Raw genomic sequence first — 24,632 nt, 5'->3', positions numbered from 1 at the left:
ACAGTTTAAATAGGCCGCTTTAGATACAAGATTGTAAATATGAAAATACCCATAGATAGTGAAGTGTATTATATAAACGATTTTTTAAGTAAAGATGAAGCTAGCGAATTATACACCATATTAATTGAAAAATACAAAATAGACCAATCACGCTTAATAATTCAGGCCGGCGGAAAATTAATTAAAACAGACAGTTTTAAAATTTTATTTGCGACACAGAAACTTATTAACTGCAATAGTCACCCCGAAGAAATTCATGGAAAAAACTTTAGTTGGGAAGGACCATTACTGAAGTTGAAGACTAAAGTTGAAGCATTCTTAAATAAGGAGTTTGACCTTGCAATGTGTCTTTATTATCCCAACGGAAATTATTTCGCTCCTTTTCATAGCGATCAAGAAACATCGGGTTACAACACCGTTTTACCGTCGATTAGCTTGGGCGAAGTACGCGAGTTTAGCTTCTGTAATAAAGCTAGTAATGAAATGTATAATTTAGATTTAGCAAACGGCAGCTTGTTAGTCATGGGAGCCCATTGTCAATCTAGGTATACTCATAGTTTACTTCAAAATACAGCTTATAAAAATGGACGAATAAATATTACTTTTAGGGATGCTAATTTTAAATAATTCTAAACAATATCGATTCAGATTTAGATTTGAAGACGTAGCTAATTATATAATAGGTTTTGAATGAGCCGGTAGAAATATGGTAACTTGTGCAGTAACCGATAATAAGCCTCGATTGACTCAACGTATATCACGATCTGATAATTAAAACAATTTTATTTATGAAGTACTCTATTAAAGCAAAATCAGTTTCCAAAAATGATGCTTCACTAAACATCAAAGACTCCGAAATTAAATTTGGCACTACTCCAGAATCTGCTGAAACGTCACCAAATCCAGCCGAATTATTCTTAGGATCGTTGTCAGCCTGTATTCTTAAAAATGTGGAGCGTTTTTCTATATTAATGAATTTTGAGTATTCGCATGCCGAGATAATAGTAAACGCTGTTCGACTCGAAAAACCGCCAAGGATGGACGAAATAAATTATGAATTGAAAATTTACAGTCAAGACAATTCTTTAAATATTGATTTACTGAAAAAAAATATTGAAAAGTTTGGTACAATATATAATACAGTAAAAATCTGCTGCACCATTGAGGGTGTTATAAATAAAATTTCTGAATAGAGAACCAAGATGAAAAGAAAGGAAATTCATAATTCGAAGTCATTTGAAAACGAAAAAATCGGCATATCATATCTAAAGCAAATTTGGTCAACGACGATGCTTCAAAAGAAAGGAATGGTAGATGACGAACTAAACCTTAAACACAGTTATGTTTCTGCGGTATTTGATGCTTTAGGCATAGGTATAGAGCCCACTTACAAGTATTTATTTAATGCAGACCCTTCGTTTGTTGAATTCGAAGATTGGATACTTAAAAATGGTCACCTATCAGAAGATATGATAGCGTTATTTAACACAGCATATAATTCTCAAAGTAAAAAAGTTGAAAGTTTTGAAAATGAAGAATTAATATTAAACAAAGAATCACTGAAGCAATGGGAAGAAGACGGATATGTTATTATTCCAAATGCTATTTCTCAAGATGATTGTATAGCTAGTGTAGCCGTTATTCAAGATTTCTTAAAAATAGATCCGACAGACAAATCCACTTGGTATAAGCATCATCCCGAAAAACAAGGGATAATGGTACAGTTATTCAATCACGAGCAATTGAATAAAAATAGAACTTCTAAAATAATCAGACAAGTATACCAACAACTTTGGAATAGAAATGATTTAATTTTAAGTATGGACAGAACCAGTTTTAATCCTCCAGAAACTGATAAATTTAAATTTCCTGGACCAGATTTACATTGGGATGTAAGCTTAAAGCAACCAATATATTTTGGTGTTCAGGGATTATTATATTTAACCGATACACCTGCAAATCAGGGAGCATTTACTTTAGTTCCTGGGTTTCATCGAAAAATTGAGAAATGGTTAGAAGATTTGCCAAAAAACGTGAATCCCAGAGAATATGATTTACACCAATTGGGAGCTAAACCTATTTCTGGCAATGCTGGTGATTTTATTATTTGGAATCACAAGCTTCCTCATGGGAGTTCCCCAAACACAGGAATGAGGCCACGTATAGTACAGTATATTAATTACCAGCCATTAGATCGTGAAATACAAACAACTTGGCTCTAAAAAATTATACTCAACATTAAAAAAATGACCGAGAAAAACCAAACAATATTCAATATTCAATCGGAATAAAAGTTATTGCTTGGGGAATGAATAAAAATAAAAAACTCCCGAGTTTTTTCAAACTAAGGAGCTTTTCTTTGTAACGGAAAATGCCCCGAAGCATCGGGGGAACCAGTGTCCGCCGCGGCGGATAAGAGCCCATTCAAATTTAAATTCATTTTAAAATAAAAAACTCCCAAGTTTTTTCAAACTAAGGAGCTTTTCTTTGTAGCGGGAACTGGACTCGAACCAGTGACCTTCGGGTTATGAGCCCGACGAGCTACCTACTGCTCTATCCCGCGATATGGACGGCAAAGATACAAAGCTTTTTAGAGTTTACAAGAAAGAAATACTAATTTTTTCAAAATATATTTTTGTGTATTTTACATACATACTTTTCATATATTTAAATGATGAAAAAAGGTTTCAAAAAATTAATATTTACCGTTCTGTTGCTTGGAGCAATACTTATTATTGCAACAGTTTCGGTAAATATTCTTCTGAAAAATAAGCTTGAAGATTTTATAGCCAATCGGTTACCAGAAAATATGATACGCGCTCACGAAGGTATTACAGTCGAAACTTTTGGCGGTTCGCTAACGATTACAAATGCCTCTCTTATTATTAAAAACAAGCGGGATAGAAAGGAGCACACTTTTGTGAATGTTGAAAAGCTCAAAATTTCAGATATCAGTTATTGGGATTATCTAGTCAATAACGAAATTCACATAGAAACCATTACGCTAGAAAACCCAACAATTGCCTATTATCAAGACCGGATCGAAAAAAAAGAAGACACGCTGCGCAATGACATATTTTCAATCTACAAACCCATTATCATTGACAAATTAAAAATCAATAATACTAAATTCGCGATTTTTGAAAAAGGGAAAGACTCTACTAAACTATACACGAAGGGACTTTCCGTTGAAGTGGAAGGAATAAAGATTGATAACAACACAATTGCGCGTAGAATTCCATTAACTTATAATACTTATAATGCCAAAAGCGATACCGTTTTCGTGAAAGTTGGACCTTATGAAAATCTATCTGTAAAAGATTTTTCCATTGATAACAGAAATGCCGTTTTTAAAAACCTTCACTTGAAAACAAAATATTCAAAAAGGGAGCTTTCAAGATTGATTAGCACAGAACGGGACCATTACGATCTCTCCATGCAATCGCTTTCGGTTGAAGGCATAGATTTTGGCTTTAAAAACAATCGTTTTTTCGCCAAAAGCAAAAAAGTTATCATAGAAACGCCTTCAGTAGAAATTTACCGCGATAAGCTTGTAGCGGACGACTCATCAATAAAACCACTTTACAGTAAAATGCTTCGCGATATGCCTTTTGCATTAACCGTAGATTTACTGAAAATAACCAACGGGAAATTGAAATACGAAGAGCGAGTAAAACCCGAGAACATGGGCGGCTCCATCAATTTCGAAAATTTAGATGCAGCAATTTCTAATGCCAGCAATACCTACAGAAGTCCTAAAAAAACTGAAGTACATATTACCGCAGATTTTATGGGAAATACACCAATCGAGGTTGATTGGAATTTTGATGTAAACGCGAAGTCGGATGCATTTGTTTTTAAAGCAAATATGGGCACTTTAGTAGTAGATAAACTGAATAGTTTTACAGAACCTAATTTAAAAGTTAGGCTAAATGGGCAGACTAACAAAACCTATTTTACTATTGATGGAAATAAAGAAACTTCTACAACAGATATGAAAATGAGCTATTCCAACTTCGATGTTAGCGTGCTTCAAAAAGATGGAAAGAGAAAAAATAAATTTCTGTCGGCTATTACAAATTTATTAATCTCGAAAAATAGTAAAACCGAAAAAGACAATTTTAAAGAAGGCACTGCCGTGGCAAGTAGAGACCAGACCAAATCTATTTTTAATTTTCTGTGGGTTAGTATAAAGGCGGCACTCACTAAAATTATGATATAAATTTTTAATGGCTTATCCACTGGATAGTTTCTAACCTTTACTAGGAGCTAAAAATGGCGTTATCCGGCGGGATTACGAAAATTATTGAAATATACTCTATTGTCCAATTTGCTTCGCTGTAAAGCCTATTAATTCGCTATTCTGAAAATTTACATCCAATTCTATCGGGTTGCAACAAATTTCGCAGTCTTCAATATAAACTTGATGTCTTACGGAAGTATCTAGTAACATTGAGATTTCCTCCCAACAATGCGGACATTGAAAAAAGTGTTCAAGCATATTTTACAAGAAAAAATTTATAAAAACATTCAAAAATTTAAGCTAATGATTCCACCGTTTCTTGAAGAATCTCCCAATCCTCCATCAGCTTTTTAAGCTTCTTTTTCTTTTCTTGATACTTATCAAAAAAGTGAGGTTTGGCAATGGTTTCTTCATAACGAACTAGCAATTCTGTGTCGATTGTTGCAATTTCTTTTTCCAAAGAAGAAATAGAAGATTCCACATTGCTCAATTTATTTTTAGCCGATTTAAGTTTTTTCTGAATCTCGTACTCCTCCCCTGCAGTTCGCTTTTCCTTTACTACTGAAACAACGGTCCGCTTTTCGGCTTCGCGAAGATTTTCAAGATTTCGTTGCTCGAGGAAGTAATTAATATCACCCAAATATTCTTTAATATGGTGATCTTTAAATTCGTAAACTTTATTAGTTAATCCTTGTAAAAAGTCACGATCGTGAGAAACCAAAAGCAATGTCCCCTCGAAGCTTTTTAACGCATCTTTTAAAACGTTTTTAGATTTTATATCCAAGTGATTCGTGGGTTCATCCATCACCAAAACATTTAAAGGTTGCAGCAATAGTTTTGCCAGTGCCAAACGGTTTCGTTCACCACCACTCAATACACGCACATATTTATCTACTTCATCGCCACGAAAAAGAAAAGAACCTAAAATGTCGCGAACGCGGCTTCGGTTTTTTTCATTAGCAGCATCAATCATTGTATCGAGCACGGTTTTAGTACCGTCTAAATGATCTGCTTGATTTTGTGCGAAGTAACCTATTTGTACGTTGTGGCCTAAAACGAGTTTACCGCCGTATTCTATTTCGCCGACAATAATTTTTGCCAAAGTAGATTTCCCTTGTCCGTTTTGACCTACGAAAGCTATTTTGCTATCGCGATCAACCAAAAGATCTACGCCATTCAATACTTTTTTATCACCGTAATTTTTTGAAATGTTTTCAGCCTCAATTACCACTTTTCCCGGCGTGATGGAAATCGGGAAACGTAAGGTCATTACACTATTGTCGTCTTCATCAACTTCAATACGGTCAATTTTATCAAGCTTTTTTATAAGCGACTGCGCCATAGTTGCTTTACTAGCCTTGGCGCGAAATTTATCAATTAGCTTTTCAGTTTGCTCAATCTGCTTTTGCTGATTCTTTTGCGAAGCCAATTGCTGCTCGCGCAATTCATTCCGAAGTACTAAATATTGGGTGTAGGGTTTATTGAAATCGTATATTTTTCCAAGAGAAATTTCTATGGTTCGATTCGTTACGTTGTCCAAAAACATTTTATCGTGAGACACAATTACCACAGCACCTGCGTAACCTTTTAAGAACTCTTCTAACCAAACTATAGATTCAATATCTAAGTGGTTGGTAGGCTCATCCAAAAGCAGAATATCGTTATTTTGAAGCAATAATTTCGCAAGCTCAATACGCATACGCCAACCTCCAGAAAAAGTTTCGGTAAGTTTTGAAAAATCTTCTCTTTGAAAACCTAAACCTTGTAAAATACGCTCCGTTTCACCTTGATAATTATAACCACCGTGAATTTCATACTGGTGCTGAACATCGTTTAAATCTACCATCAAGTCATGGTAGGTATCACTTTCATAATCTGTGCGTTCGGCAAGTTGGGTGTTTATTTCATCAAGCTTTTTCTCTAATTTTTTTATTTCGATAAAAGCTTCATAAGATTCTTCCAACACCGTTCGGCCTATTTCAAATTCTAAATCCTGTTTTAAGAACCCAATAGATATCTCTTTATCGGTCGCTATTTGTCCGCTATCATATTCCTGTTCTCCGGAAATAATTTTAAGTAAGGTAGATTTTCCGGCGCCATTTTTACCAACAAGACCCACGCGATCGCCTGCCTTTAGCTGAAAAGTTATTTTTTCGAATAAATAGTCCCCTTGAAAGGAAACCGAAAGATTGTGGATGTTGATCATTAGTATGTTATGAATGCAGTATTATAAATTAATGAATTGGGAATTACTGCTGAAATTTTTGCAAAGATGCTTATTTTTGTGGTGTTAAAAAAGTCTACAATGCATTTCCTTAAAGGTTCCAAACTCAACAGTATTTTTACAAGCACTTGCCCCGTATGTCAAGAGGGCGATATGTATTTAGAGGATAATCCTTATAAAATCTCTAAACTCATGGAAATGCATGAGCATTGTGAGCATTGTGGGAAAAAATTCAAGATAGAACCGTCATTCTTTTTTGGAGCAATGTATGTAAGTTACGGCGTTGGTGTGGCAATTTCTGTCGCCGCGTTCGTTATTTCATACTTCATTCTTGGGCTTGATAGAAATTATTCATTTTTAGCTATTATTATATCCTTGGCTGTATTATTTCCTCTTATCGTTCGAATATCACGAAATATTTGGATCAATCTTTTTGTGGATTACGACGAAACTAAAGTATAATCCAAGTAAGAGAAAATTATAACATTCTCTGAATATCCATTTCTTTAGGAAGCGCACTTTTATTTTCCAATGCATTTATTAGTATTTCTGCCAGCAAAGGTGCCATTAAAAATCCTCGCGAGCCCAAACCATTGAAAAAAACCAAATTTGGATTTTCAACCAAACTTCCCAATAAAGGCCTGTGGTCTTTAGTTGTAGGTCGAACGCCAGCCGTTTGCCCAACTACTTCAAAAGGACAGTTTATAAATGTTCTTAATTTCGAAAGAATTTCTTCCCTTGCCAGTTCGGTTGGATTAACACTATAATCATCGCGGCTATAAGTTGCGCCAACTTTGTATTGATCTTTGCCCGCCGGAATTACATACATAGGGCCCTTTAATAGCGCGTCCAATTGAAGCTTAGGAGCAGCTATAACTACGTATTCCCCTTTATTGCCAATAATTGTTTGCTTCGGAAAAAATGGGTTGTCTATTGCTTCTGCACCTTCAGCGAAAATGATTTTTTTAGCTGAAATGTTTTTGTAACAGATCTCATTTTCTTTTTGTTGCACCAAGTTATATTCGAAGGTTTCTGTAAGCAATAAATCTGCAGTCTGTAAATAAGCGCGGTAGCCAGAAAGCAATTGTACGGCATCAATTTGAGCGGTGCCTAAAACTTCACCAAAACCGTATGTTGCGTCTATTGCTGGATTCGTATTCTTTAAAAATTCCGAAGAAAGAAAGGGTTGCAAGTCCTTTTTATCGCTTGCCACCGACCAATTGTTTTGTTCCTCAACACTTTTAAAAATCCGTAGAACTGGGGATTCAATAAATATATTCTGATTGAGTTTTTTTAATAGTTCATTATAAAAATCAATCGCTGTGGGATAAAAGGAAGCTGCATTCCAGGCCGCAGTAAAGCGTTTTAGAACCGTTGGATTAAAAACCCCACCAGATTTAGCCGTAGAACCTTCAGCGCCACCGTCAACCACTACAAAGCTCTTATTTTGCTTTTGAAGTTGCTCGCACAAACTAATTCCGGCAATTCCGAGCCCAACTACTATATAATCTACCTTTTTCATTGTCAATTTTAAATTTTTAAAAACCGCCTCTTCATCAATAAATACTATTTCAAATATTGGCGGAATTAAAAAACCCTTCAGTTTCCAAAAATGGAACTTGAAGGGCTTTCTTCAAATTATGAAATTATCAACAAATTAATAATTCCACAAATCTATTTCAATGTTACGTATTTGTTCTTTGATTCGCTCAGATTCCATTAACTGCATAAGTGCATTATCGTTTATGTAATCATTCACACCTCTATCGCCTTGAACATTGTCTTCTCTATAAATAACCGCATTAAAGCGTCTAGAGTTCAACAAGTGATCGTAAGATATTGGTTGCGAAGTATTTTTCCGGTTGAATGCCTTTGCTTCGTGTAAAACCTCACGAGCTCCTGGAAACCATACCCAAAAAAGTTCAACTTTAGACTCAAGCCCATCTCCGGGAAAAGCTTTAGAACGCGCTTCATTTGCAACCGGACAAAGACCAAGTAAACGATATTTCAGTTCACCTTGACGCTTGTCTAGATACCAATAGCCTCTAATATGCCAAGAATCAATATCTCCAGCATCTAATGAAAAACGACGCACATATTGATCATCCACAACACCTTCGGCGTTATACTGCTCAATACCTAAATCTGTAGTATCGCTATAAACCAAAGAGGCGTTTATGTCTTGCAACGTACGCTTTTCGGTAAAATATGAATCTGCATATACGCCATCTATTTTTCCGTTTTTGATGTTTTTCACCAAAACGTCGTAAAGTGAACGTCTATCTGAACCAATATTGTTGGTGTCTATAGGGTAATACAATGGGAAATTTACTCTTTCATCAAGATCAATTATCTCCCAAGTGGTTTTAGACCAAAGCACATCGCGCTCGTCCGTATACCCATAAGGTAACGGTTTATCATTGTCATAAGCAATTTGCGATTCGGTTTTCTTGCCTATATCCTCAGGGGTTTTGGCGTTTAAAATGTTTACTTGTGCGCTAGCACCAGCAGCCATTCCAAGACCAAAAACACATAAAACAACATTTTTCAAATTCATACCTATAGGGTTTTTATTCTAAAATTAGTTTGTCAATTCAATAATTACAGGAGAAATCTTTTTCAACATATAACCTGAATTTCCAGCAAGATTAGCACTTATGTCAAAAATTTGAACTGCATCTCCACGCTGTGCTCTTCTTAACGCTCCTTTAGCAGCAGCATCAAGTCTAGTTCCGTTAACCTTAACTGTAGGTTGTCCAGAAACTTTAAAGCTAAAGCCTGTTACGTTAATGTTTAATTCAAAATCAAAATCTTGCAATACTGCTGAAACTGTAGATATTTCAAGACCGCCACGTTCCATACGTACAATTCCAGTTTCTCCACGAATTGCACCAACTGGTGGTGGAATATCTTTAATACGGAATTCCTGTTTTGAACCTACTGGTTTCCCATCAGGCAATGTTCCATTAGCCGAAATCATAACTGTTCTACCAGCTCCTGGACGCATTACATATTTACTTCCTGAAACTCTTGAAAGTCCAGCTGCCGAAGCGTTCACTTTATTATCAGGAATACCAGGAATAGAAACCGTCATTGGGTTATCTACACCACGATAAACTACGTTCATTTTGTCTGCAGCGATTACTGCTGAATTTGGTAATGAAATTGTAGCAAAGGAGCGGTTCACCGCTACTTCAGTTTCTTCACCGCCTTCACCATAATATAAAGTTCCCTCAATTTTGTGATCTCCAGGAGAACCTGCACTCACATTCAGTTTTACTTTACCACCTTCAAAAGTATAATCTGTATTTTCTACTAGTTTTCTGCCGTCTAAAGTCAATTCAGCTCTTTTTGGTTTAGTACTTTCATCAGTACGTCCTAATACAATAGCACCATCAAATTTTTCGCCTGAATAATATGCAGATTTTGAAGATTCCATTAAAGTAGAGTAATTACTAAAAGACAAAGCTGCGGCTTGTTGCCCTGCTAGCATTCTTTGTAAAACTTCACTTTTGGTAGATTTAACATCCGCTTGAATCTGGGTAAGTTTGGTTAATGAAGCCACTAAAGGAAATCCTTCGTAGTTATAGTTTAACCAATTTACCTTTTTACCATCACGGTTAGTAACTTCTGCTGTTGAAAAATTAGTTTCAATAGATTTTATAATAGCATCGATACCGGCAACCTTTGCCAAAGCTGGATCTGATAATACCTTAATCATTTCTGTACGGTATTTATCCATATTTGCTAAAAATTCTTGTCCGCCTTCTTTATACTTTTCACCTGTAAAAAACAAGTTGTTAAAGTGATCTGGCTTATCCATTACCTCGTAATCTGTAGGGTCTTCAATTTTTTCCATTGAACCAGATTTAAGTGAAGCAAGATAAGTGTCTAGTTCATCAGAAATTTGTGAAATTTCTTTTGCTTTTGCCTCAACAGCTGCGTATTGTGCAGGCTCATCAATTACCTTCTGAGCCAATCCATCCATAAAGGCTTGGTTACGCTGAGATGTTGAAACGTTAGCAACTTCTATTTTTTCGTTTAATAATCCAAAAGCCGATAATACTTCTTTGGACATGTTCAATGCAAGCATCGCGATGAAAACCAAATACATTAGGTTAATCATCTTCTGCCTTGGGGATAGTTTTCCTCCTGCCATTTTTATTCTTTTTTAAAGATTAATAATTAAGGTGAAGACCTATCTTAGTTTTTATTACTCATTGCAGAAAGCATACCTCCATAAACACCGTTCAATGAAGAAAGGTTGGTAGCTAAGTGCTGCATTTGTTGTTTAAGCTGTTCAGCGTTTTCTGCCGCTCTTTCGTTGGCTTCAGTCTGACGGCTAGTAGATTCTATTTGAACTTTATACAAGCTGTTCAATGAATCCATTTGTGCAGCGGCAAGCGCCATCTCTTCGCTGTATTTTTTAGTAGAACTCATTGCTTCAGCAGTTGGAGCCATACCTTTAGCAGCACCTTCAAAAGAACGGATGCTTGTAGTAAGGCTGTCCATTAATTCAGAATCGATACGTGCGTCTTTAAGCATATCGTCTAGTTTTTTAGACAAAAGTCCTTGTGCATCTTCTGGATCTTTAACAGCTCCTTTTCTTAAGCCACCTGCTCCACCAGCAAGTTCAGGATAAACCAATGACCAATCCAAATCATCATCTACTGGTTCAAAAGCAGAGATTGCGAAAATAAGTGCTTCAGTAATAAGTCCGATTGCCAAAAGAATACCTCCGTTTAATGGACCAATTTCCCAGTGAAGGATTTTAAAAAGCGCTCCAATAATTACTATCGAAGCTCCAAGGCCATAGGCCATATTAAATAATTTCTTAGTTGATTTTGCTTGTGCCATAATGCTTAATTTTTAATTGAGAGTTTAAGTTAAGGTTGAATAAATTTAGTAAATAAAGGGTATTAACGTGCGTCACCAAAGTTTTGATTTAGCACAACGTCAGTTCCCATATAATCTTGTACAGTTCTAAAGCCAATATAACTTCTGGCAGAATCTGCGTATTCATAATCACGGGTACTAACTTGAAGAAAATAAGCTACATCCTTCCAAGACCCGCCACGCACAACTTTGCGCATATTCTCATCATCGTTTACGTTCGGGTTCATTGTAGAAGTATAATCATAAGATGCTGGATCATATGAAGAAGCTACCCATTCGGCAACATTTCCAGACATATTATAAAGATTGAAATCATTTGGCTCGTAAGATTTAGCTTCTACTGTGTATAAAGCTTGATCTGCTGCATAGTCACCACGTAGGGGTTTAAAATTCGCCATAAAACAACCACGGTCATTCTTGGCATAAGGACCACCCCAAGGATACGTTGCAGATTCTAGTCCACCACGAGCTGCATATTCCCACTCTGCTTCACCAGGAAGTCGGAATGAGTTTATGAAATTCTTCTTTTTAGATTTTTGGTAAGAGTTTTTGTATAATGTTCTCCAAGCTGTGAAAGCTTTTGCCTGTTTCCAGCTTACACCTACTACAGGATAGTCGCCATAAGCTTGATGCCAAAAGTAATCGTTGTGCATTGGCTCATTATACGAATAGTTGAAATCCTTGATCCAAACTGTTGTATCAGGGTATATATTCAATTCTTCTTTTTTGATGAAATCTTTTCTTCTTTTGCTTTTATCTCGTGCAGCACTCTGAATATCCATATAAGTATATTGGAATTTTAGTTTGCTAACATCAATAGTGCGTTGACCGTTATAAGCTTCTTCGGTTGGAATATACATAGTATCCATAACTTCAGAATAGTACTCATCTGGATATTCAGCTGTATCCCAGATTAAATCTACTCTATCGTTAAGTTTTCTACCAGCGTAGTAGTCTTCACCCATACCGAAGTAATTATCGTACATATATTGTTGGTACGGAGTCATTTCTTCGCTTTCTTGATCTACAAATGCAAATTCACCAATTCCGCCATCGCCAGGAGTAGCTCCCACCATGTCTGCTTGGATTGCAAGTCTTAATCTTACTGTTGAATCTCTTACCCAATTTACAAATTGACGGTACTCTGAATTTGTAATTTCGGTTTCATCCATATAGAATGAGCGTACAGTAACAGTTTTTGTTGGCGCATCATTCACGGCAACAAAATCGTCATCACTTTTACCCATAATGAAGGATCCACCAGGTATAAGAGTCATTCCGTAAGGTTTTTGTGGATACCATTTTTTACCTTTTACCCCAACCAGTTCGCCTCGGTCTCCAGAGTTACAACTGAATAAAAAGGCAACGATCGCAGTTAATGCAATAAACTTCTTCATAGGTATTTCGGTTAAATTTTGAGATTCAAGGGCGTAAACGTATCCATAAAAATCCAAAAAAACAATTTTTTTTTTGAAAATCCATCAATCCCTCTTTTTACTTGTTTACTTTAGATTATACTTCATTCTTGTAGCGGGCCTTTAACCACCTCTCAGGAATTTCCTGATTACACGCACCCAAATATTCGCCATAAGTGCAAGGTAATAACGTACGTCTTTTTAATTTATTATTAACATTTGAAAGAAAAGGCAAAACAATCCACCATCTTTCTGTTTTATTACTTTTTTTGAATTCTAAAACCTCATCTTCAATGGGCACTTTATAAGTGGTAAATAGGGTCTCGCTTTCAAAATCATCATCTTCAACCCTAAAATTATATCCTTCAACAAAATACCAAAGTATTTGCGCCACAAGCATTGCTCCGCTTCGGCTTTCAATGGAATTACTTAATTCGTAAACACCAAAAGATTTTACTTTATTACTGATACCGGCATATCGAGAAATGGCGCAAATTTCGCGTCCATCAAAGCCGTTAGGGCTGTCATTATTTTTATAACTTAATTCTGCACTTTTTATTGCTGTAACATCCAATGTAACCATATCAGCATCACGCATTATAGGTTCTACGGAAGTAATATCGGCAGTAATTTCACCCAAACGATAGGCTTCAAAGAAAAGCTTGTCCATCAAAGCTATTTCCTGCGGTGCATTAAAAAATGATTGGTACCCTATTGCACTATAATTGAAAAGATTGTAAGGTTGGTCCACTACCATTTTACCAACATACGATTTGTTAGAAATTGGTAATTCGGCATTTCCGAGATCGAAACGGTTGTCTATGTTTACCACATTAACCATTGCGCCCAAACTGTCATAACCACGATATTGGGCATAGGCTAAATCTTGACCTCCACCGAGAATTATTGGCACTATATTTTTCTTCAAAAGGGCAGCTATAACTTCTTTTGCGGCAAAACGTGTGTCTTCCGCCGTAGCTCCTTTTTCAATATCGCCAAGGTCAATTATTTTGTAATTCCAGTTACCCGGGTAAAGCGAATAAAATGCTTTCCGGTACGGTTCAAAAGAAAGTTCTCCGCCAATATAATCTACATCGCTTCGGTTTTCCTTAATTCCGAGGAGCGCAAACTTCACGTCTTTTAAGTTAGGCAACTCTCCTATTTTGGCGTGGGCTTCAATTTGTTTTCCCAAGGTTCCGAGCGGTAGAATTTCCCGGTGAGCCATTACTTTTTTTGAAACTGGAGATAAAAACTCTATCATTATTTTTTCTTGGCTGTTGTTTTCTTCTTAGCTGCAGGTTTCTTGGTTGCGGTTTTCTTTTTGGCAGCTGTTTTCTTTTTCGGACTTTTCTTTTCTAATAAAGCCTGAGCTTCCTCTAAGGTTATTTTGTCGGCCTCGGTGCCTTTTGGCAACTCTACCTTCGTTTTTCCTTTAATCAGGTTAAAACGTCCCCAACGCGCTTTTTCAATGCGTATTTTCTCTTCTGGCCACTCATTGATTAACTTATCAATTTCTTTTTGCTTTTTATCTTCAATAAGCTGAACAATATCTTCATCAGAAAGATTATCGAAATCGTATTTCTTGTTCACATTAATGAACATGCTGTTCCATTTTAGGAATGGTCCAAAACGTCCCACACCTTTCTGAACTGGCAAATCCTCATACGTATAAATAGGTGCATCTGCCTTTTTCTTTTCTTCAATTAGCTCTTTTGCGAAAGCCATATCTACCTCCAAAGGATCCATTCCTTTCGGCAAAGAAATATAAGTTTTTCCTAAGCGAACATAAGGCCCAAAACGACCATTGTTTACCTCAACTTCTTCATTGTCATAAACGCCCAAAGTCTTTGGAAGTTTAAAAAGATCCATTACTTCTTCAAAAGTAACAAGGTGCAATTGCTGGTCTGGACGGAGGCTAGCAAATTTTTTCTCCTCATCATCCGGCGCACCAATTTGTGCCATTGGTCCGTATTTTCCAAGTCGTACTAAAACCGTTCTTCCGCTTACAGGGTCTTCACCCAAAATGCGTTCACCACTTTCGCGTTCTGCATTTTCTTCAACATGTTCTACTCGTGGATGGAATTCGGCATAAAAATTCTTCATCATTTTCGTCCACTCCTCTTTTCCTTCAGCAATGTCGTCAAAATCCTGCTCTACTTTTGCAGTAAAATTATAATCGAGAATATTTTCGAAGTGTGCCACCAAAAAGTCGTTCACAATCATTCCAATATCTGTTGGAACCAATTTTCCTTTATCAGAGCCAACGGTTTCCGTCAAGGTTTTATCCTTAACATTTTCATCTTGAAGTGTTAGTTGAAGATACTTTCGTTCCACACCTTCCACAGATCCTTTTTCAACATAATTTCTGCTGATGATTGTTGAAATAGTTGGCGCATAAGTTGACGGACGACCAATACCAAGCTCTTCCAATTGCTTTACCAACGATGCTTCCGTAAAACGATACGGCGGACGCGTAAAGCGCTCCGTAGCGTTAATGTAATTATTTTCTAGCGGGTCGCCATTTTTCATATTTGGCAACATTCCCTCTTGTTCTTCTTCTTCAAAATCAGTTCCTTCTAAATAAACTTTTAAGAAACCGTCAAATTTTATCATTTCACCATTTGCAGTGAAATTTTCTGAAACCTTTTCCTTTGAAAGTACGTCAATCTTCACATTAGTGCGCTCTAATTGCGCATCGCTCATTTGCGAAGCCACAGTTCTTTTCCAAATTAAATCGTACAAACGCGCTTGATCGTGATCGCCAGTAATAGTGTGCCGGCTCATATCTGTTGGCCGAATAGCCTCGTGAGCTTCTTGCGCTCCTTTGCTTTTCCCTTTGTAATCGCGGGGTTTGCTATATTCCTTTCCGTACGAATGAATAATTTCTTTTTGCGCAGCATCTTTAGCGTCGTTACTAAGGTTAACGCTATCGGTACGCATATAAGTTATAAGTCCAGCTTCATAAAGACGCTGAGCAATTGTCATTGTTTTTCCAACTGAAAAGTACAGCTTTCGTGCAGCTTCCTGTTGTATTGTTGAAGTGGTAAATGGCGCTGTCGGCGATTTGCTAGCAGGTTTTTTAGTTAAATCTGAAATTTTATACGAAGCTCCTAAATTCTTCCGAAGAAACTCGCGGGCTTCTTTTTCAGTTTCAAAATTCCTTGGAAGTTTCGCTTTAAACTTACTGCCATCAACGGTTGTAAATTCTGCATCAATTCTATAGGAACGAACGGGTGTAAACCCTTCTATTTCGCGTTCGCGCTCCACAATTAATCGCACTGCAACAGATTGTACGCGTCCTGCAGAAAGTCCGCCTTTCACCTTTTTCCAAAGAACCGGTGAAAGTTCGTATCCCACCAAACGGTCCAAAACGCGACGTGCTTGCTGCGCATTTACCAAATTATAATCTATTTGGCGCGGGTTTTCAATTGCTTTTAAAATTGCAGATTTTGTAATCTCGTGAAAAACAATACGCTTGGTTTTGCTTTTATCTAACTTTAATTCTTCTGCTAAATGCCACGCAATTGCTTCACCTTCTCGATCCTCATCACTCGCCAACCAAACCATTTCGGCTTTTTTGGAGAGTGCCTTTAACTCGGCTACCAACTTCTTCTTATCGCTGCTAACTATATATTTAGGTGTGAAATCTCCTGCTACATCTACGCCCAATTCCTTAGACGGAAGATCTGCAATGTGCCCAAAACTCGAGGAAACTTTAAAATCTTTCCCTAGAAATTTTTCTATTGTTTTTGCTTTTGCTGGGGACTCAACTATCACTAAATTCTTTGCCATATCCTTTTTTGTTATGTGTGCAAAAGTATGTGAATTTTTTAATACGAAATTTTTGTGACTAAAAAATAGTCAACTCTTTACATGTAAGAAGTGTGTAATTACGTTGTTTTTAGTCGCTTCGGAAACTGAAAACTTTTTTCATGAAATCATTTCGCCCCCATATTAAGGTGTTTATAGGAAGTTGTATTTTACTTTTCTCCTTAATAATACTTCAAAATTACTATCCAGTATAAATTATAGGCTGGGGCAATGAAGTGGAAGCTTTGGCTGAAATTCAAAAACTAGCTATTCCTCTAAAAGATTAATATTTTCCAGAAAATTTCAGAAATAAATCTGCCACTTTGTCACCGTGACAAATTAATAGTATCTTTGCCAGTTCAATGAAAGCGCTTTGAATTTGCATTGAATAGAGATTTTTTATGGAAAAGATTATTGACGAAAAAACACAAGGAAACACACTCACTTTAGAAGCACGTGAGGGCAATTCTCGAAAATTATATATTGAAAGTTATGGCTGTGCTATGAATTTTAGCGACAGCGAGATTGTAGCTTCAATTCTTGCAGACCAAGGTTATAACACCACAAATTTATTAGAAGAGGCAGATTTAGTTTTGGTAAACACCTGCTCCATTCGCGATAAGGCCGAGCAAACCGTTCGCAAACGTTTGGAAAAATACAATGCCGTAAAACGAATTAACCCAAAGATGAAAGTGGGCGTTTTGGGCTGTATGGCGGAACGCTTAAAAGAAAAATTTCTTGAAGAAGAAAAAATAGTCGATTTAGTAGTTGGGCCAGATGCGTACAAAGATCTTCCTAATTTGCTAAAAGAAGTAGAAGAAGGCCGCGATGCTGTGAATGTAATTCTTTCGAAAGAAGAAACTTATGGCGATATTTCGCCAGTTAGATTGGGCGGCAATGGAATAACCGCTTACGTTAGCATTACCCGTGGTTGCGATAATATGTGTACGTTTTGCGTGGTTCCTTTTACTCGTGGTCGCGAACGTAGCCGCGATCCGCAGAGTATTTTAGGCGAAGTGAATGATCTCGCTGAAAAAGGTTACAAAGAAATAACGCTTCTTGGTCAGAATGTGGACAGCTATTTATGGTACGGTGGTGGTTTGAAAAAAGACTTCAAAACTGCTTCAGAAATGCAGAAGGCTACGGCAACAGATTTTGCCCAATTGCTTGATATGACTGCAGCAGCGCATCCCGAAATGCGCATTCGTTTTTCAACAAGCAACCCACAAGATATGCACGAAGAGGTTTTGCATATTGTTGCAAAACACGACAATATTTGCAATCATATTCACCTTCCCGTGCAAAGTGGAAGCACGCGGATTTTGAAAGAAATGAACCGTCAGCATACCCGTGAAGAATACATGAAATTAATTGATAGAATTTCTGAAATTATTCCAGAATGTTCCGTTTCGCAAGATATGATTATTGGTTTTCCAACTGAAACAGAGGAAGATCACAAAGACACCATGAGCCTAATGGAATATGTACAATACAGTTTTGGTTATATGTATAAATATTCTGAAAGACCCGGAACCATGGCTGCCCGAAAACTCGAAGACGATGTGCCGGAAGAAACCAAAAGCCGAAGATTAACCGAAATTGTAGCGCTACAACAAAGCCACAGTGCAATTCGCACCGCAACATATTTAGGAAAAACTGTAAAAGTTTTAGTTGAAAAGGAATCTAAAAAAAATAAAGACGAATGGAGCGGAAGAACGGAGCACAACAGTACTGCCGTTTTTCCGAAGAAAAATTATAAAGCGGGAGATTTTGTGGACGTAAAAATAACAGATTGCACTACGGCTACCCTCATTGGTGAAGCCGTGGCATATTCAAAATAATGAATAAGCGAAAATAGTAGTATCTTGAGATATAAAAACAAAACTATTAATCTAAATCAACAGTTATGAGACATGTTTTCATTTTACTCAGTATTCTTTTTTGCTTGTTCGGTTGTTCAAATAATGATAACGATATAGTTCAGGAAGAAGAGCCAGAACAAAACACAGAACTAAAAATTAAGAAATTTACTATTACGAAAGCGTATAATCAAAATATACGTAGAGAATATTATTTTAATGAGGAGGCTAAGCCAATTCATTATTTTAATACCGCAAATGATATTGATGGAATTAAAATGGATATTTTATATAACGATTCAGGACAGTTAACGGGAGTTACAGGTTTTTTATTTTTTGAAGGCCAATCTAACCTATGGCTATATACCGAAAATGAGTTTAATAACACTAATGAGCTAGAACAAATTAATAGATTTGACGAAAACGGCTCTTATTTCGGGTCAATCGCAGCTACTCATTTTCAGGATAGTATTCAAGTTCAAAGACGATTGTTCATGGATGGGGATACTAATTATACATTAATCTTGAATTCTGATAACCTGCTTAATCAAGTGAATTTAGAACCTCATGCATGGAATCCGAATCCTACCGTAACTAAATACACTTATAGCAATGGTAACCTTATTAATATAAATGAAGATACTGGCTCATATATTTATGATATAAATTTCGAACACGACGATAAAATAAATCCGCTTTACCCTGTTCTTATGAATAATTATAAAAGTTTTATTTTAGATGAATTAGGCTTCTCAATGGCCTATGACAAGACATTTTCTTACTCAAAAAACAATATAACATCGTATAATGACTATGGTGAATTGCGCGTTATTACCTATCAATACAATGATTTGAATTACCCTATTAGTGCCGAGGTTACTATAGATGGAGAACTATTTGAGTTATTTAGCTACGAATATTATTAAGAACAAAAAATAAGAGATTCCTGCCTTCGCGGGAAGTTACTATGGAAAGCATACAAGCAACAAAACAAAGATTCGGAATAATAGGCAACGACCCAAAACTGAACCGTGCCGTAGAAAAAGCAATTCAAGTAGCACCCACTGATATTTCGGTATTGGTTACCGGTGAAAGTGGCGTTGGTAAAGAAAGTATTCCAAAAATAATTCATTCTCTTTCGCACAGAAAACACGGAAAATACATTGCCGTAAACTGTGGTGCAATTCCTGAAGGAACTATTGACAGCGAACTTTTTGGTCACGAAAAAGGATCGTTTACGGGAGCTACGGCTGCGCGAAGCGGTTATTTTGAAGTAGCTGATGGCGGAACAATTTTCCTCGATGAAGTGGGCGAATTGCCGCTGCCAACGCAAGTGCGTTTACTTCGTGTTTTGGAGAATGGCGAATTTTTAAAAGTAGGGTCTTCCGCAGTACAAAAAACAGATGTTCGCATTGTGGCCGCAACCAATGTAAAAATGGTTGAGGCAATTGAAAAGGGAAAATTTAGAGAAGACCTTTATTATCGCTTAAGCACGGTGGAAATAAACTTACCGCCGTTACGCGAGCGGGAGGAAGACATTCATTTGCTTTTTAGAAAGTTTGCCGCAGATTTTGCGCAGAAATACAAAATGCCCACCATTCGCTTAAATGATCGAGCGGTAGAAATACTTTTAAAATACCGTTGGAGCGGAAACATTCGTCAATTGCGTAACGTGGCGGAACAAATTTCGGTTTTGGAACAATCTCGCGAAATTACGTATGAAACTCTAAAACATTATCTGCCAGACATGGGCAGCAATCTTCCGGCAGTTGTAAATTCGAAAAAATCTGAAAGCGATTTCGGTAGCGAAAGAGAAATTCTTTACAAAGTTCTTTTTGATATGAAACGCGATGTAAACGACCTTAAAAAGCTTACATTGGAATTGATGAAAACTGGTAATGCGGCAAAGGTAAAAGAAGAGCAATCGTCACTTATTAATAAAATTTATTCAGATGATCACGAAGCCGAAGAGGAATTGGCTTCAATCATTGACGAAGAAAACAACGATTCAGACAATGATGTGGAGGTTTTCAGTATTCCCGAACATAGCTCTGAACAACGAAAAGACAAATACGAGTATGCCGAAGATATTGAGGAAGAAGAAAATCTTTCACTTCAGCAAAAAGAATTGGAACTCATAAAAAAATCACTCGAAAAATACAGCGGAAAACGAAAAGACGCCGCAGATGAGTTGGGTATTTCAGAGCGAACTTTATATAGAAAAATTAAGCAATACGACTTGTAGGCACGTGATTCATTGCGTGCATCGGTGTTTAGAAAATTAAAGAAAGATTAAAGTAAATGTTAAAAACATATTCAATTTTAGTATTGTTAATCGCAGCAATTACTTTGCAAAGCTGCGGCCCGTATTCGTTCACTGGAGCAGATATTAATTACGCCACTACCAAAACGGTTCAGGTAGCTTATTTTCAGAACAACGCTCCAATTGTAGAGCCAGGGATTGCGCTCGATTTCACACAAAAATTGCAGGATTTATTACTTAATCAGACTAGTTTAGACCTTGTAAATAGTAATGGCGATTTGGTTTATGAGGGCGAAATTACTCAGTTTTACATTGCGCCAATCACGGCAACTTCTACCAGCACAGCCGCACAAAACAGACTAACCATAGCTGTAAGTGTACGGTTTTACAACACAAAAGACCCATTGAAAGATTTTGAGCAACCGTTTAGTTTTTATTATGATTATCCCGGAACAACTCAATTAACAGGTTCAAAACTTGACGCCGCTGTCGATATTATTTTTGAACGAATAACACAAGATATTTTTAACAAATCACTTGCAAATTGGTAGGCTTTTGAAAACTTCAAACTTTACATATCTACTCGCCAATCCACAGAAAATAACTTCTGAGGATTTGGCAGCGTTGGATTTGATTATAAAAAAATATCCCTATTTCCAAAGCGCTCGTGCGTTGCAACTTAAAGGTTTAAAAAATCAGGATAGTTTTCTGTATAACGATGCTTTAAAACTTACAGCTGCTCATACCACAGACCGCGATATTCTTTTTGAATACATTACTTCAGAAAAATTTATTCAAAATGAAATTTCCCAAACAATTTTACAGCACGATGCTTCGGTAGAAAAGATAATTGTTGTGGCCGAAAATGTTTCAGAACAAATAAGCCTTGAAATAGATAAGCAGATTAAAGCCGAAATGCAGAAGGCAGAGGACATTTTAAATCCAGAACTTTTTCAGAGAAAAGTTACTTCTATTAGCAATTTGGTTGAAAAGAAGCTGGAAAAACCATCCACTGAAGCTGATAAGCCCGATGCGCAATTAGAGCCAGACAAACCTTTAGAATTCACGCAAAACGACACGCATTCATTTTCTGAATGGTTAAAACTTACAAAAGCAAAACCCATTAAGCGTTCCGAAGAAATTTCAGAAGGAGCAGACTTGTCGACCGTAGCTTCAGCGAAAGAGAAAACTTTAGCGCAGGAGGAAATTTTGGCGCTGGAGGAAAAAGAGCGGAAATCTGAGTTAATAGACAAGTTTATACAGGAACGACCTAAAATAATTCCTTCAGAAGCACAAAAAAATTCACAAAAAGAAGAGCCAAAAAATATTTCTGCACTGCACGCTCAAACTCCCGAGTCGCTGATGACGGAGACTTTGGCTAAAGTTTATTTGCAACAAAAGAACTATAAAAAAGCAATTCAAGCATATAAAATTTTAATTTTGAAAAATCCCGAAAAAAGTGGTTTCTTTGCAGACCAAATTCGGGCAATAGAAAAATTGATTAATTCAGAACAATCATGAGTACTTTTACAATATTTTTAATTTTGATAATGATAGTGGCCTTTTTATTGGTCATAGTTATAATGGTACAAAACCCTAAAGGTGGTGGGCTTTCATCGTCGTTTGGCGGTGGCGGTGGCGCACAAATTGGTGGTGTACAGAAAACGAGTGACTTTTTAGATAAAAGTACTTGGACGCTTGCAACTATTATGTTAGCGCTTATTTTATTTTCTAACGTTTTTATTATGGGCGGTAACAGCTTGCAGTCAAAAACGTTTGATGAAAATGCGATTCAAAACACAATTCCTGCGGTACCAACAACCACAAATACCCCAACAGAAAATACTGAAGGAGCTAACTAATTCCTTCTAAAATATATTTTAAAAAGCCAGCTCTAACGAGCTGGCTTTTTCATTATAGGCATTCAAATGTGCCCAAGATACTGTTCTATCGTTCAGCACACCTGATGTAAAACTGGATTTGTTTACGTTGACCAACATACTATCTACTTTGGTCGGTAGTGGATTTTGTGAGTGAGAGGGCGTAAAAAAAGAAAGAAATACGAGCAATAGTAATAATTTTCGCATAATTTTAAAGTATTAATAAGTGAAACAATATGTGTTAATGTTGGTTTTATTTATTATTTGGGTGCCATTGCAGTGGCACCCTTTATCTTTTTAAAATGGATTATTCAATTCATCCCATTTTATATCAAACCTACCTTCAGTGATTTCTATTATATCATTTGGGTTGTTTTCATTTCTCGCCCTACAATTGAAAGTCCCCGAAATTATCCTGTTGTCAAAATCATACCGAGTAATATTTAAATTACCTGTCCCTTCTATAGAGCAATAATAATCATAGCTTTGTCCATTGAAATAATTACAGCGGATATTAAAACTATGGTTTGCGTTTAAAGAATTTAAACAATTACTTTCTTTAATCTGATAACTTCCTTCTCCATTTTCATAGAGATCAACCATATGTAAATCTATCCTTCCTCCGTTTGGCCCTACAAAATCGCGGACTGTGATTTCATTATATACAATGTTTGGAAAATTACCATATCCGTAAAATTTGAACCCTCTCTCAGGCCCCATAATTGTTCCGGACCCGTCACGCGGGATTAACAATCTACCATTAATATAACATCCAAAAGTGTTTTCCCCAGTTTGGGTAATGGGGGGAAGTTTTAAATCATCATCATTTTTTGAGCAGCCCATAAAAGTTGCCACCGCAAAAAATAGAAACAATACATAGGTTTTCATAATTTCTTTTTTTAAAGTCATTTCCTTATTACTTTCTTGGTAGTAACGCGTCCGTTGCTGTCTTGTAACATTACTATATAAACGCCTATGAGCAGCTTTTCAGTACTTACTTCCAGGATCGGGTCCTCTTGAGTCATAGAATGCACCTTTTGCCCCAGTAAATTATAAACATTTATTTGTACGATTGGTATCATGGAATTTATATATAGTTTATCTCCAATAGGTACTGGATATATTCTTACTTCATTGAAATCTGCATCTGCCATACTTAGGGTACAATCCTCCGTAAAATCTACCTGATGGCCTACTTGAGCAGTAATTTCATCTATCAGTGCAGTATTATTTATATCATCTATACAGATGGTCTCCAAACTCGGCAGGTTTTCAAAATTGCTCGCAAAAAGTCCAGTGAAAGTCAAATTTTCATTGTTCCCATTTTTTAGGTTTATATATGTCAATACATCGTTATCATTACAAACCAATGAGAAGAGCCCAGTATTTTGGCTCAAATCAAGATTTTCTATTATTGTCTCCCTACACTCTAAAATGGCCAAAAAAGGATTATTGACCACATCCAACTCTGAAATATTATTATTGCCCACTGATAAGAGCACAATATTGGGGTTGTTGCTCAAATTCAGACTCGTAAGTTGGTTGAACCTACACTCAAATTGGCACATTGCCGTGTTCTGGCTTATATCAATATTTGTGAGCTGATTATTATAACATTCAAAAATTTCCAGTTCAAGATTGTTGCTAATATCAATGGATGTTAAATTATTATTGGAACATTCTAAAAAAGTTATGTTGATAAATGCTTCAATGCCTGTTAGATCATTAATACTGTTGCCAACAACACTAACATCAATCGCGGCCTCCGCCTCGCTAACCTGTATTTCCCCGTCGCCATTGGTATTAATATTACCGTCAGCGAGAAGCGCCGCTTTAAAATTTGGGTCGGGTATGTTGACTATCTGTGCCGTAAGCCACATGGTTCCTAAAAAAGAAAAGCATATTGTAAAAAGGATAGTGCAATAGGAGTTTTTCATCTTAATTAATATTTGTGCAATTCTAGAAAGATTAATTCTTTGATTTTACGATTGAAAGCCATAGCTTTTGATAATAATACAAAGAAATATTTTTATCGTTTATTA

The 24,632-nt window shown here is 36.4% G+C and carries 22 protein-coding genes and 1 tRNA gene; 11 read left to right on the top strand and 12 right to left on the bottom strand.

The genetic code is table 11. From position 1 onward, the window contains the following. Positions 1-39: 39 nt before the first annotated feature. The 3 genes from AC3RVF_RS08750 to AC3RVF_RS08740 all read left to right on the top strand — a co-directional run bounded on the left by AC3RVF_RS08750 (position 40) and on the right by AC3RVF_RS08740 (position 2,222). Complete coding sequence (locus AC3RVF_RS08750) at positions 40-627, top strand: alpha-ketoglutarate-dependent dioxygenase AlkB (protein WP_489691269.1); 588 nt, start codon at positions 40-42, stop codon at positions 625-627. Between the two features lie 161 nt (positions 628-788). Further along, positions 789-1,193: an OsmC family protein gene (locus AC3RVF_RS08745; protein ID WP_489691268.1), complete on the top strand. Its 405-nt coding sequence runs from the start codon at positions 789-791 to the stop codon at positions 1,191-1,193. Positions 1,194-1,289: 96 nt separating this feature from the next. Next, a complete protein-coding gene (locus AC3RVF_RS08740; protein ID WP_489693196.1) occupies positions 1,290-2,222 on the top strand; it encodes a phytanoyl-CoA dioxygenase family protein in 933 nt (310 codons plus the stop codon). 268 nt (positions 2,223-2,490) lie between these two features. Here AC3RVF_RS08740 and AC3RVF_RS08735 read toward each other — a convergent pair. Next, positions 2,491-2,563 (bottom strand) — tRNA-Met (locus AC3RVF_RS08735). A 108-nt stretch (positions 2,564-2,671) separates the two neighbouring features. On the opposite strand from AC3RVF_RS08735, the gene AC3RVF_RS08730 reads away from it, so the two are divergent. Next, a complete protein-coding gene (locus AC3RVF_RS08730) occupies positions 2,672-4,222 on the top strand; it encodes an AsmA family protein (protein WP_489693195.1) in 1,551 nt (516 codons plus the stop codon). Between the two features lie 96 nt (positions 4,223-4,318). Here AC3RVF_RS08730 and AC3RVF_RS08725 read toward each other — a convergent pair whose 3' ends face one another. After that, the gene (locus AC3RVF_RS08725) at positions 4,319-4,501 is read right to left on the bottom strand and encodes a CPXCG motif-containing cysteine-rich protein (protein ID WP_489693194.1); all 183 of its coding nucleotides are present in this window, start codon (positions 4,499-4,501) and stop codon (positions 4,319-4,321) included. Positions 4,502-4,538: 37 nt separating this feature from the next. Then, a complete protein-coding gene (locus tag AC3RVF_RS08720; protein ID WP_489693193.1) occupies positions 4,539-6,449 on the bottom strand; it encodes an ABC-F family ATP-binding cassette domain-containing protein in 1,911 nt (636 codons plus the stop codon). Positions 6,450-6,548: 99 nt separating this feature from the next. Between AC3RVF_RS08720 and AC3RVF_RS08715 the strand changes: the two genes are divergently transcribed. Continuing rightward, positions 6,549-6,929 (top strand): DUF983 domain-containing protein, encoded by a 381-nt coding sequence (locus tag AC3RVF_RS08715; protein WP_489693192.1) that lies wholly within the window; start codon positions 6,549-6,551, stop codon positions 6,927-6,929. A gap of 16 nt (positions 6,930-6,945) precedes the next feature. Here AC3RVF_RS08715 and AC3RVF_RS08710 read toward each other — a convergent pair whose 3' ends face one another. From AC3RVF_RS08710 to topA, 7 genes are all read right to left on the bottom strand, one after another. Continuing rightward, the gene (locus tag AC3RVF_RS08710; RefSeq protein WP_489693191.1) at positions 6,946-7,989 is read right to left on the bottom strand and encodes an NAD(P)/FAD-dependent oxidoreductase; all 1,044 of its coding nucleotides are present in this window, start codon (positions 7,987-7,989) and stop codon (positions 6,946-6,948) included. A gap of 135 nt (positions 7,990-8,124) precedes the next feature. Then, positions 8,125-9,024: a type IX secretion system ring subunit PorN/GldN gene (porN, locus tag AC3RVF_RS08705; RefSeq protein WP_489691261.1), complete on the bottom strand. Its 900-nt coding sequence runs from the start codon at positions 9,022-9,024 to the stop codon at positions 8,125-8,127. Positions 9,025-9,048: 24 nt separating this feature from the next. Continuing rightward, a complete protein-coding gene (porM, locus tag AC3RVF_RS08700) occupies positions 9,049-10,626 on the bottom strand; it encodes a type IX secretion system motor protein PorM/GldM (RefSeq protein WP_489691260.1) in 1,578 nt (525 codons plus the stop codon). Between the two features lie 44 nt (positions 10,627-10,670). Next, entirely contained in the window at positions 10,671-11,324 is a 654-nt protein-coding gene (gene porL, locus AC3RVF_RS08695) for a type IX secretion system motor protein PorL/GldL (RefSeq protein WP_489691259.1), read from the bottom strand. Positions 11,325-11,386: 62 nt separating this feature from the next. Continuing rightward, entirely contained in the window at positions 11,387-12,760 is a 1,374-nt protein-coding gene (porK, locus tag AC3RVF_RS08690; protein WP_489691258.1) for a T9SS ring complex lipoprotein PorK/GldK, read from the bottom strand. A 115-nt stretch (positions 12,761-12,875) separates the two neighbouring features. Beyond that, complete coding sequence (locus AC3RVF_RS08685; protein ID WP_489691257.1) at positions 12,876-14,039, bottom strand: formimidoylglutamase; 1,164 nt, start codon at positions 14,037-14,039, stop codon at positions 12,876-12,878. After that, the gene (gene topA / locus AC3RVF_RS08680; protein ID WP_489691256.1) at positions 14,039-16,570 is read right to left on the bottom strand and encodes a type I DNA topoisomerase; all 2,532 of its coding nucleotides are present in this window, start codon (positions 16,568-16,570) and stop codon (positions 14,039-14,041) included. Before topA ends, AC3RVF_RS08685 begins: the two co-directional genes overlap by 1 nt. Before the next feature lie 419 nt (positions 16,571-16,989). Here topA and miaB point away from each other — a divergent pair, with 419 nt between their 5' ends. The 6 genes from miaB to secG all read left to right on the top strand — a co-directional run bounded on the left by miaB (position 16,990) and on the right by secG (position 22,572). Continuing rightward, positions 16,990-18,429, top strand: a complete 1,440-nt coding sequence (miaB, locus tag AC3RVF_RS08675) for a tRNA (N6-isopentenyl adenosine(37)-C2)-methylthiotransferase MiaB (RefSeq protein ID WP_489693190.1) — start codon at positions 16,990-16,992, stop codon at positions 18,427-18,429. A 65-nt stretch (positions 18,430-18,494) separates the two neighbouring features. After that, positions 18,495-19,373 carry a hypothetical protein gene (locus AC3RVF_RS08670; RefSeq protein ID WP_489693189.1) on the top strand — a complete coding sequence of 293 codons (879 nt, stop codon included), beginning with the start codon at positions 18,495-18,497 and terminating at the stop codon, positions 19,371-19,373. A 41-nt stretch (positions 19,374-19,414) separates the two neighbouring features. Next, positions 19,415-20,692 carry a sigma-54 interaction domain-containing protein gene (locus tag AC3RVF_RS08665; protein WP_489693188.1) on the top strand — a complete coding sequence of 426 codons (1,278 nt, stop codon included), beginning with the start codon at positions 19,415-19,417 and terminating at the stop codon, positions 20,690-20,692. A gap of 56 nt (positions 20,693-20,748) precedes the next feature. Then, positions 20,749-21,261, top strand: coding sequence for an LptE family protein (locus AC3RVF_RS08660; protein WP_489691251.1), 513 nt, complete (start codon positions 20,749-20,751; stop codon positions 21,259-21,261). Between the two features lie 4 nt (positions 21,262-21,265). Beyond that, a complete protein-coding gene (locus tag AC3RVF_RS08655) occupies positions 21,266-22,231 on the top strand; it encodes a DUF8458 domain-containing protein (RefSeq protein ID WP_489693187.1) in 966 nt (321 codons plus the stop codon). Beyond that, positions 22,228-22,572: a preprotein translocase subunit SecG gene (gene secG, locus AC3RVF_RS08650; protein WP_489693186.1), complete on the top strand. Its 345-nt coding sequence runs from the start codon at positions 22,228-22,230 to the stop codon at positions 22,570-22,572. The genes AC3RVF_RS08655 and secG overlap by 4 nt, the downstream gene beginning before the upstream one ends. Before the next feature lie 315 nt (positions 22,573-22,887). Here the strand turns inward: secG and AC3RVF_RS08645 are convergent, their stop codons facing one another. Continuing rightward, entirely contained in the window at positions 22,888-23,478 is a 591-nt protein-coding gene (locus AC3RVF_RS08645; protein ID WP_489693185.1) for a Riean_0653 family protein, read from the bottom strand. A 17-nt stretch (positions 23,479-23,495) separates the two neighbouring features. After that, entirely contained in the window at positions 23,496-24,527 is a 1,032-nt protein-coding gene (locus AC3RVF_RS08640) for a T9SS type A sorting domain-containing protein (RefSeq protein ID WP_489693184.1), read from the bottom strand. Positions 24,528-24,632: the final 105 nt, after the last annotated feature.

The organism is Aequorivita sp. IT1183 (assembly GCF_058068265.1).
Note: the sequence above shows the minus strand (reverse complement) of the source record. Positions and strands in the feature narration are given on the sequence as shown.

Bases quoted from the DNA above. Each gene is read 5' to 3' on its own strand.
- porL (WP_489691259.1), bottom strand. From the start codon at position 11,324: ATGGCACAAGCAAAATCAACTAAGAAATTATTTAATATGGCCTATGGC.
- porN (WP_489691261.1), bottom strand. From the start codon at position 9,024: ATGAATTTGAAAAATGTTGTTTTATGTGTTTTTGGTCTTGGAATGGCT.
- porM (WP_489691260.1), bottom strand. From the start codon at position 10,626: ATGGCAGGAGGAAAACTATCCCCAAGGCAGAAGATGATTAACCTAATG.
- AC3RVF_RS08640 (WP_489693184.1), bottom strand. From the start codon at position 24,527: ATGAAAAACTCCTATTGCACTATCCTTTTTACAATATGCTTTTCTTTT.
- AC3RVF_RS08725 (WP_489693194.1), bottom strand. From the start codon at position 4,501: ATGCTTGAACACTTTTTTCAATGTCCGCATTGTTGGGAGGAAATCTCA.
- AC3RVF_RS08730 (WP_489693195.1), top strand. From the start codon at position 2,672: ATGATGAAAAAAGGTTTCAAAAAATTAATATTTACCGTTCTGTTGCTT.
- topA (WP_489691256.1), bottom strand. From the start codon at position 16,570: ATGGCAAAGAATTTAGTGATAGTTGAGTCCCCAGCAAAAGCAAAAACA.
- AC3RVF_RS08685 (WP_489691257.1), bottom strand. From the start codon at position 14,039: ATGATAGAGTTTTTATCTCCAGTTTCAAAAAAAGTAATGGCTCACCGG.
- AC3RVF_RS08745 (WP_489691268.1), top strand. From the start codon at position 789: ATGAAGTACTCTATTAAAGCAAAATCAGTTTCCAAAAATGATGCTTCA.
- AC3RVF_RS08645 (WP_489693185.1), bottom strand. From the start codon at position 23,478: ATGAAAACCTATGTATTGTTTCTATTTTTTGCGGTGGCAACTTTTATG.
- AC3RVF_RS08670 (WP_489693189.1), top strand. From the start codon at position 18,495: ATGAGACATGTTTTCATTTTACTCAGTATTCTTTTTTGCTTGTTCGGT.
- AC3RVF_RS08750 (WP_489691269.1), top strand. From the start codon at position 40: ATGAAAATACCCATAGATAGTGAAGTGTATTATATAAACGATTTTTTA.
- porK (WP_489691258.1), bottom strand. From the start codon at position 12,760: ATGAAGAAGTTTATTGCATTAACTGCGATCGTTGCCTTTTTATTCAGT.
- AC3RVF_RS08660 (WP_489691251.1), top strand. From the start codon at position 20,749: ATGTTAAAAACATATTCAATTTTAGTATTGTTAATCGCAGCAATTACT.
- secG (WP_489693186.1), top strand. From the start codon at position 22,228: ATGAGTACTTTTACAATATTTTTAATTTTGATAATGATAGTGGCCTTT.
- AC3RVF_RS08665 (WP_489693188.1), top strand. From the start codon at position 19,415: ATGGAAAGCATACAAGCAACAAAACAAAGATTCGGAATAATAGGCAAC.
- AC3RVF_RS08710 (WP_489693191.1), bottom strand. From the start codon at position 7,989: ATGAAAAAGGTAGATTATATAGTAGTTGGGCTCGGAATTGCCGGAATT.
- AC3RVF_RS08720 (WP_489693193.1), bottom strand. From the start codon at position 6,449: ATGATCAACATCCACAATCTTTCGGTTTCCTTTCAAGGGGACTATTTA.
- AC3RVF_RS08740 (WP_489693196.1), top strand. From the start codon at position 1,290: ATGCTTCAAAAGAAAGGAATGGTAGATGACGAACTAAACCTTAAACAC.
- miaB (WP_489693190.1), top strand. From the start codon at position 16,990: ATGGAAAAGATTATTGACGAAAAAACACAAGGAAACACACTCACTTTA.
- AC3RVF_RS08715 (WP_489693192.1), top strand. From the start codon at position 6,549: ATGCATTTCCTTAAAGGTTCCAAACTCAACAGTATTTTTACAAGCACT.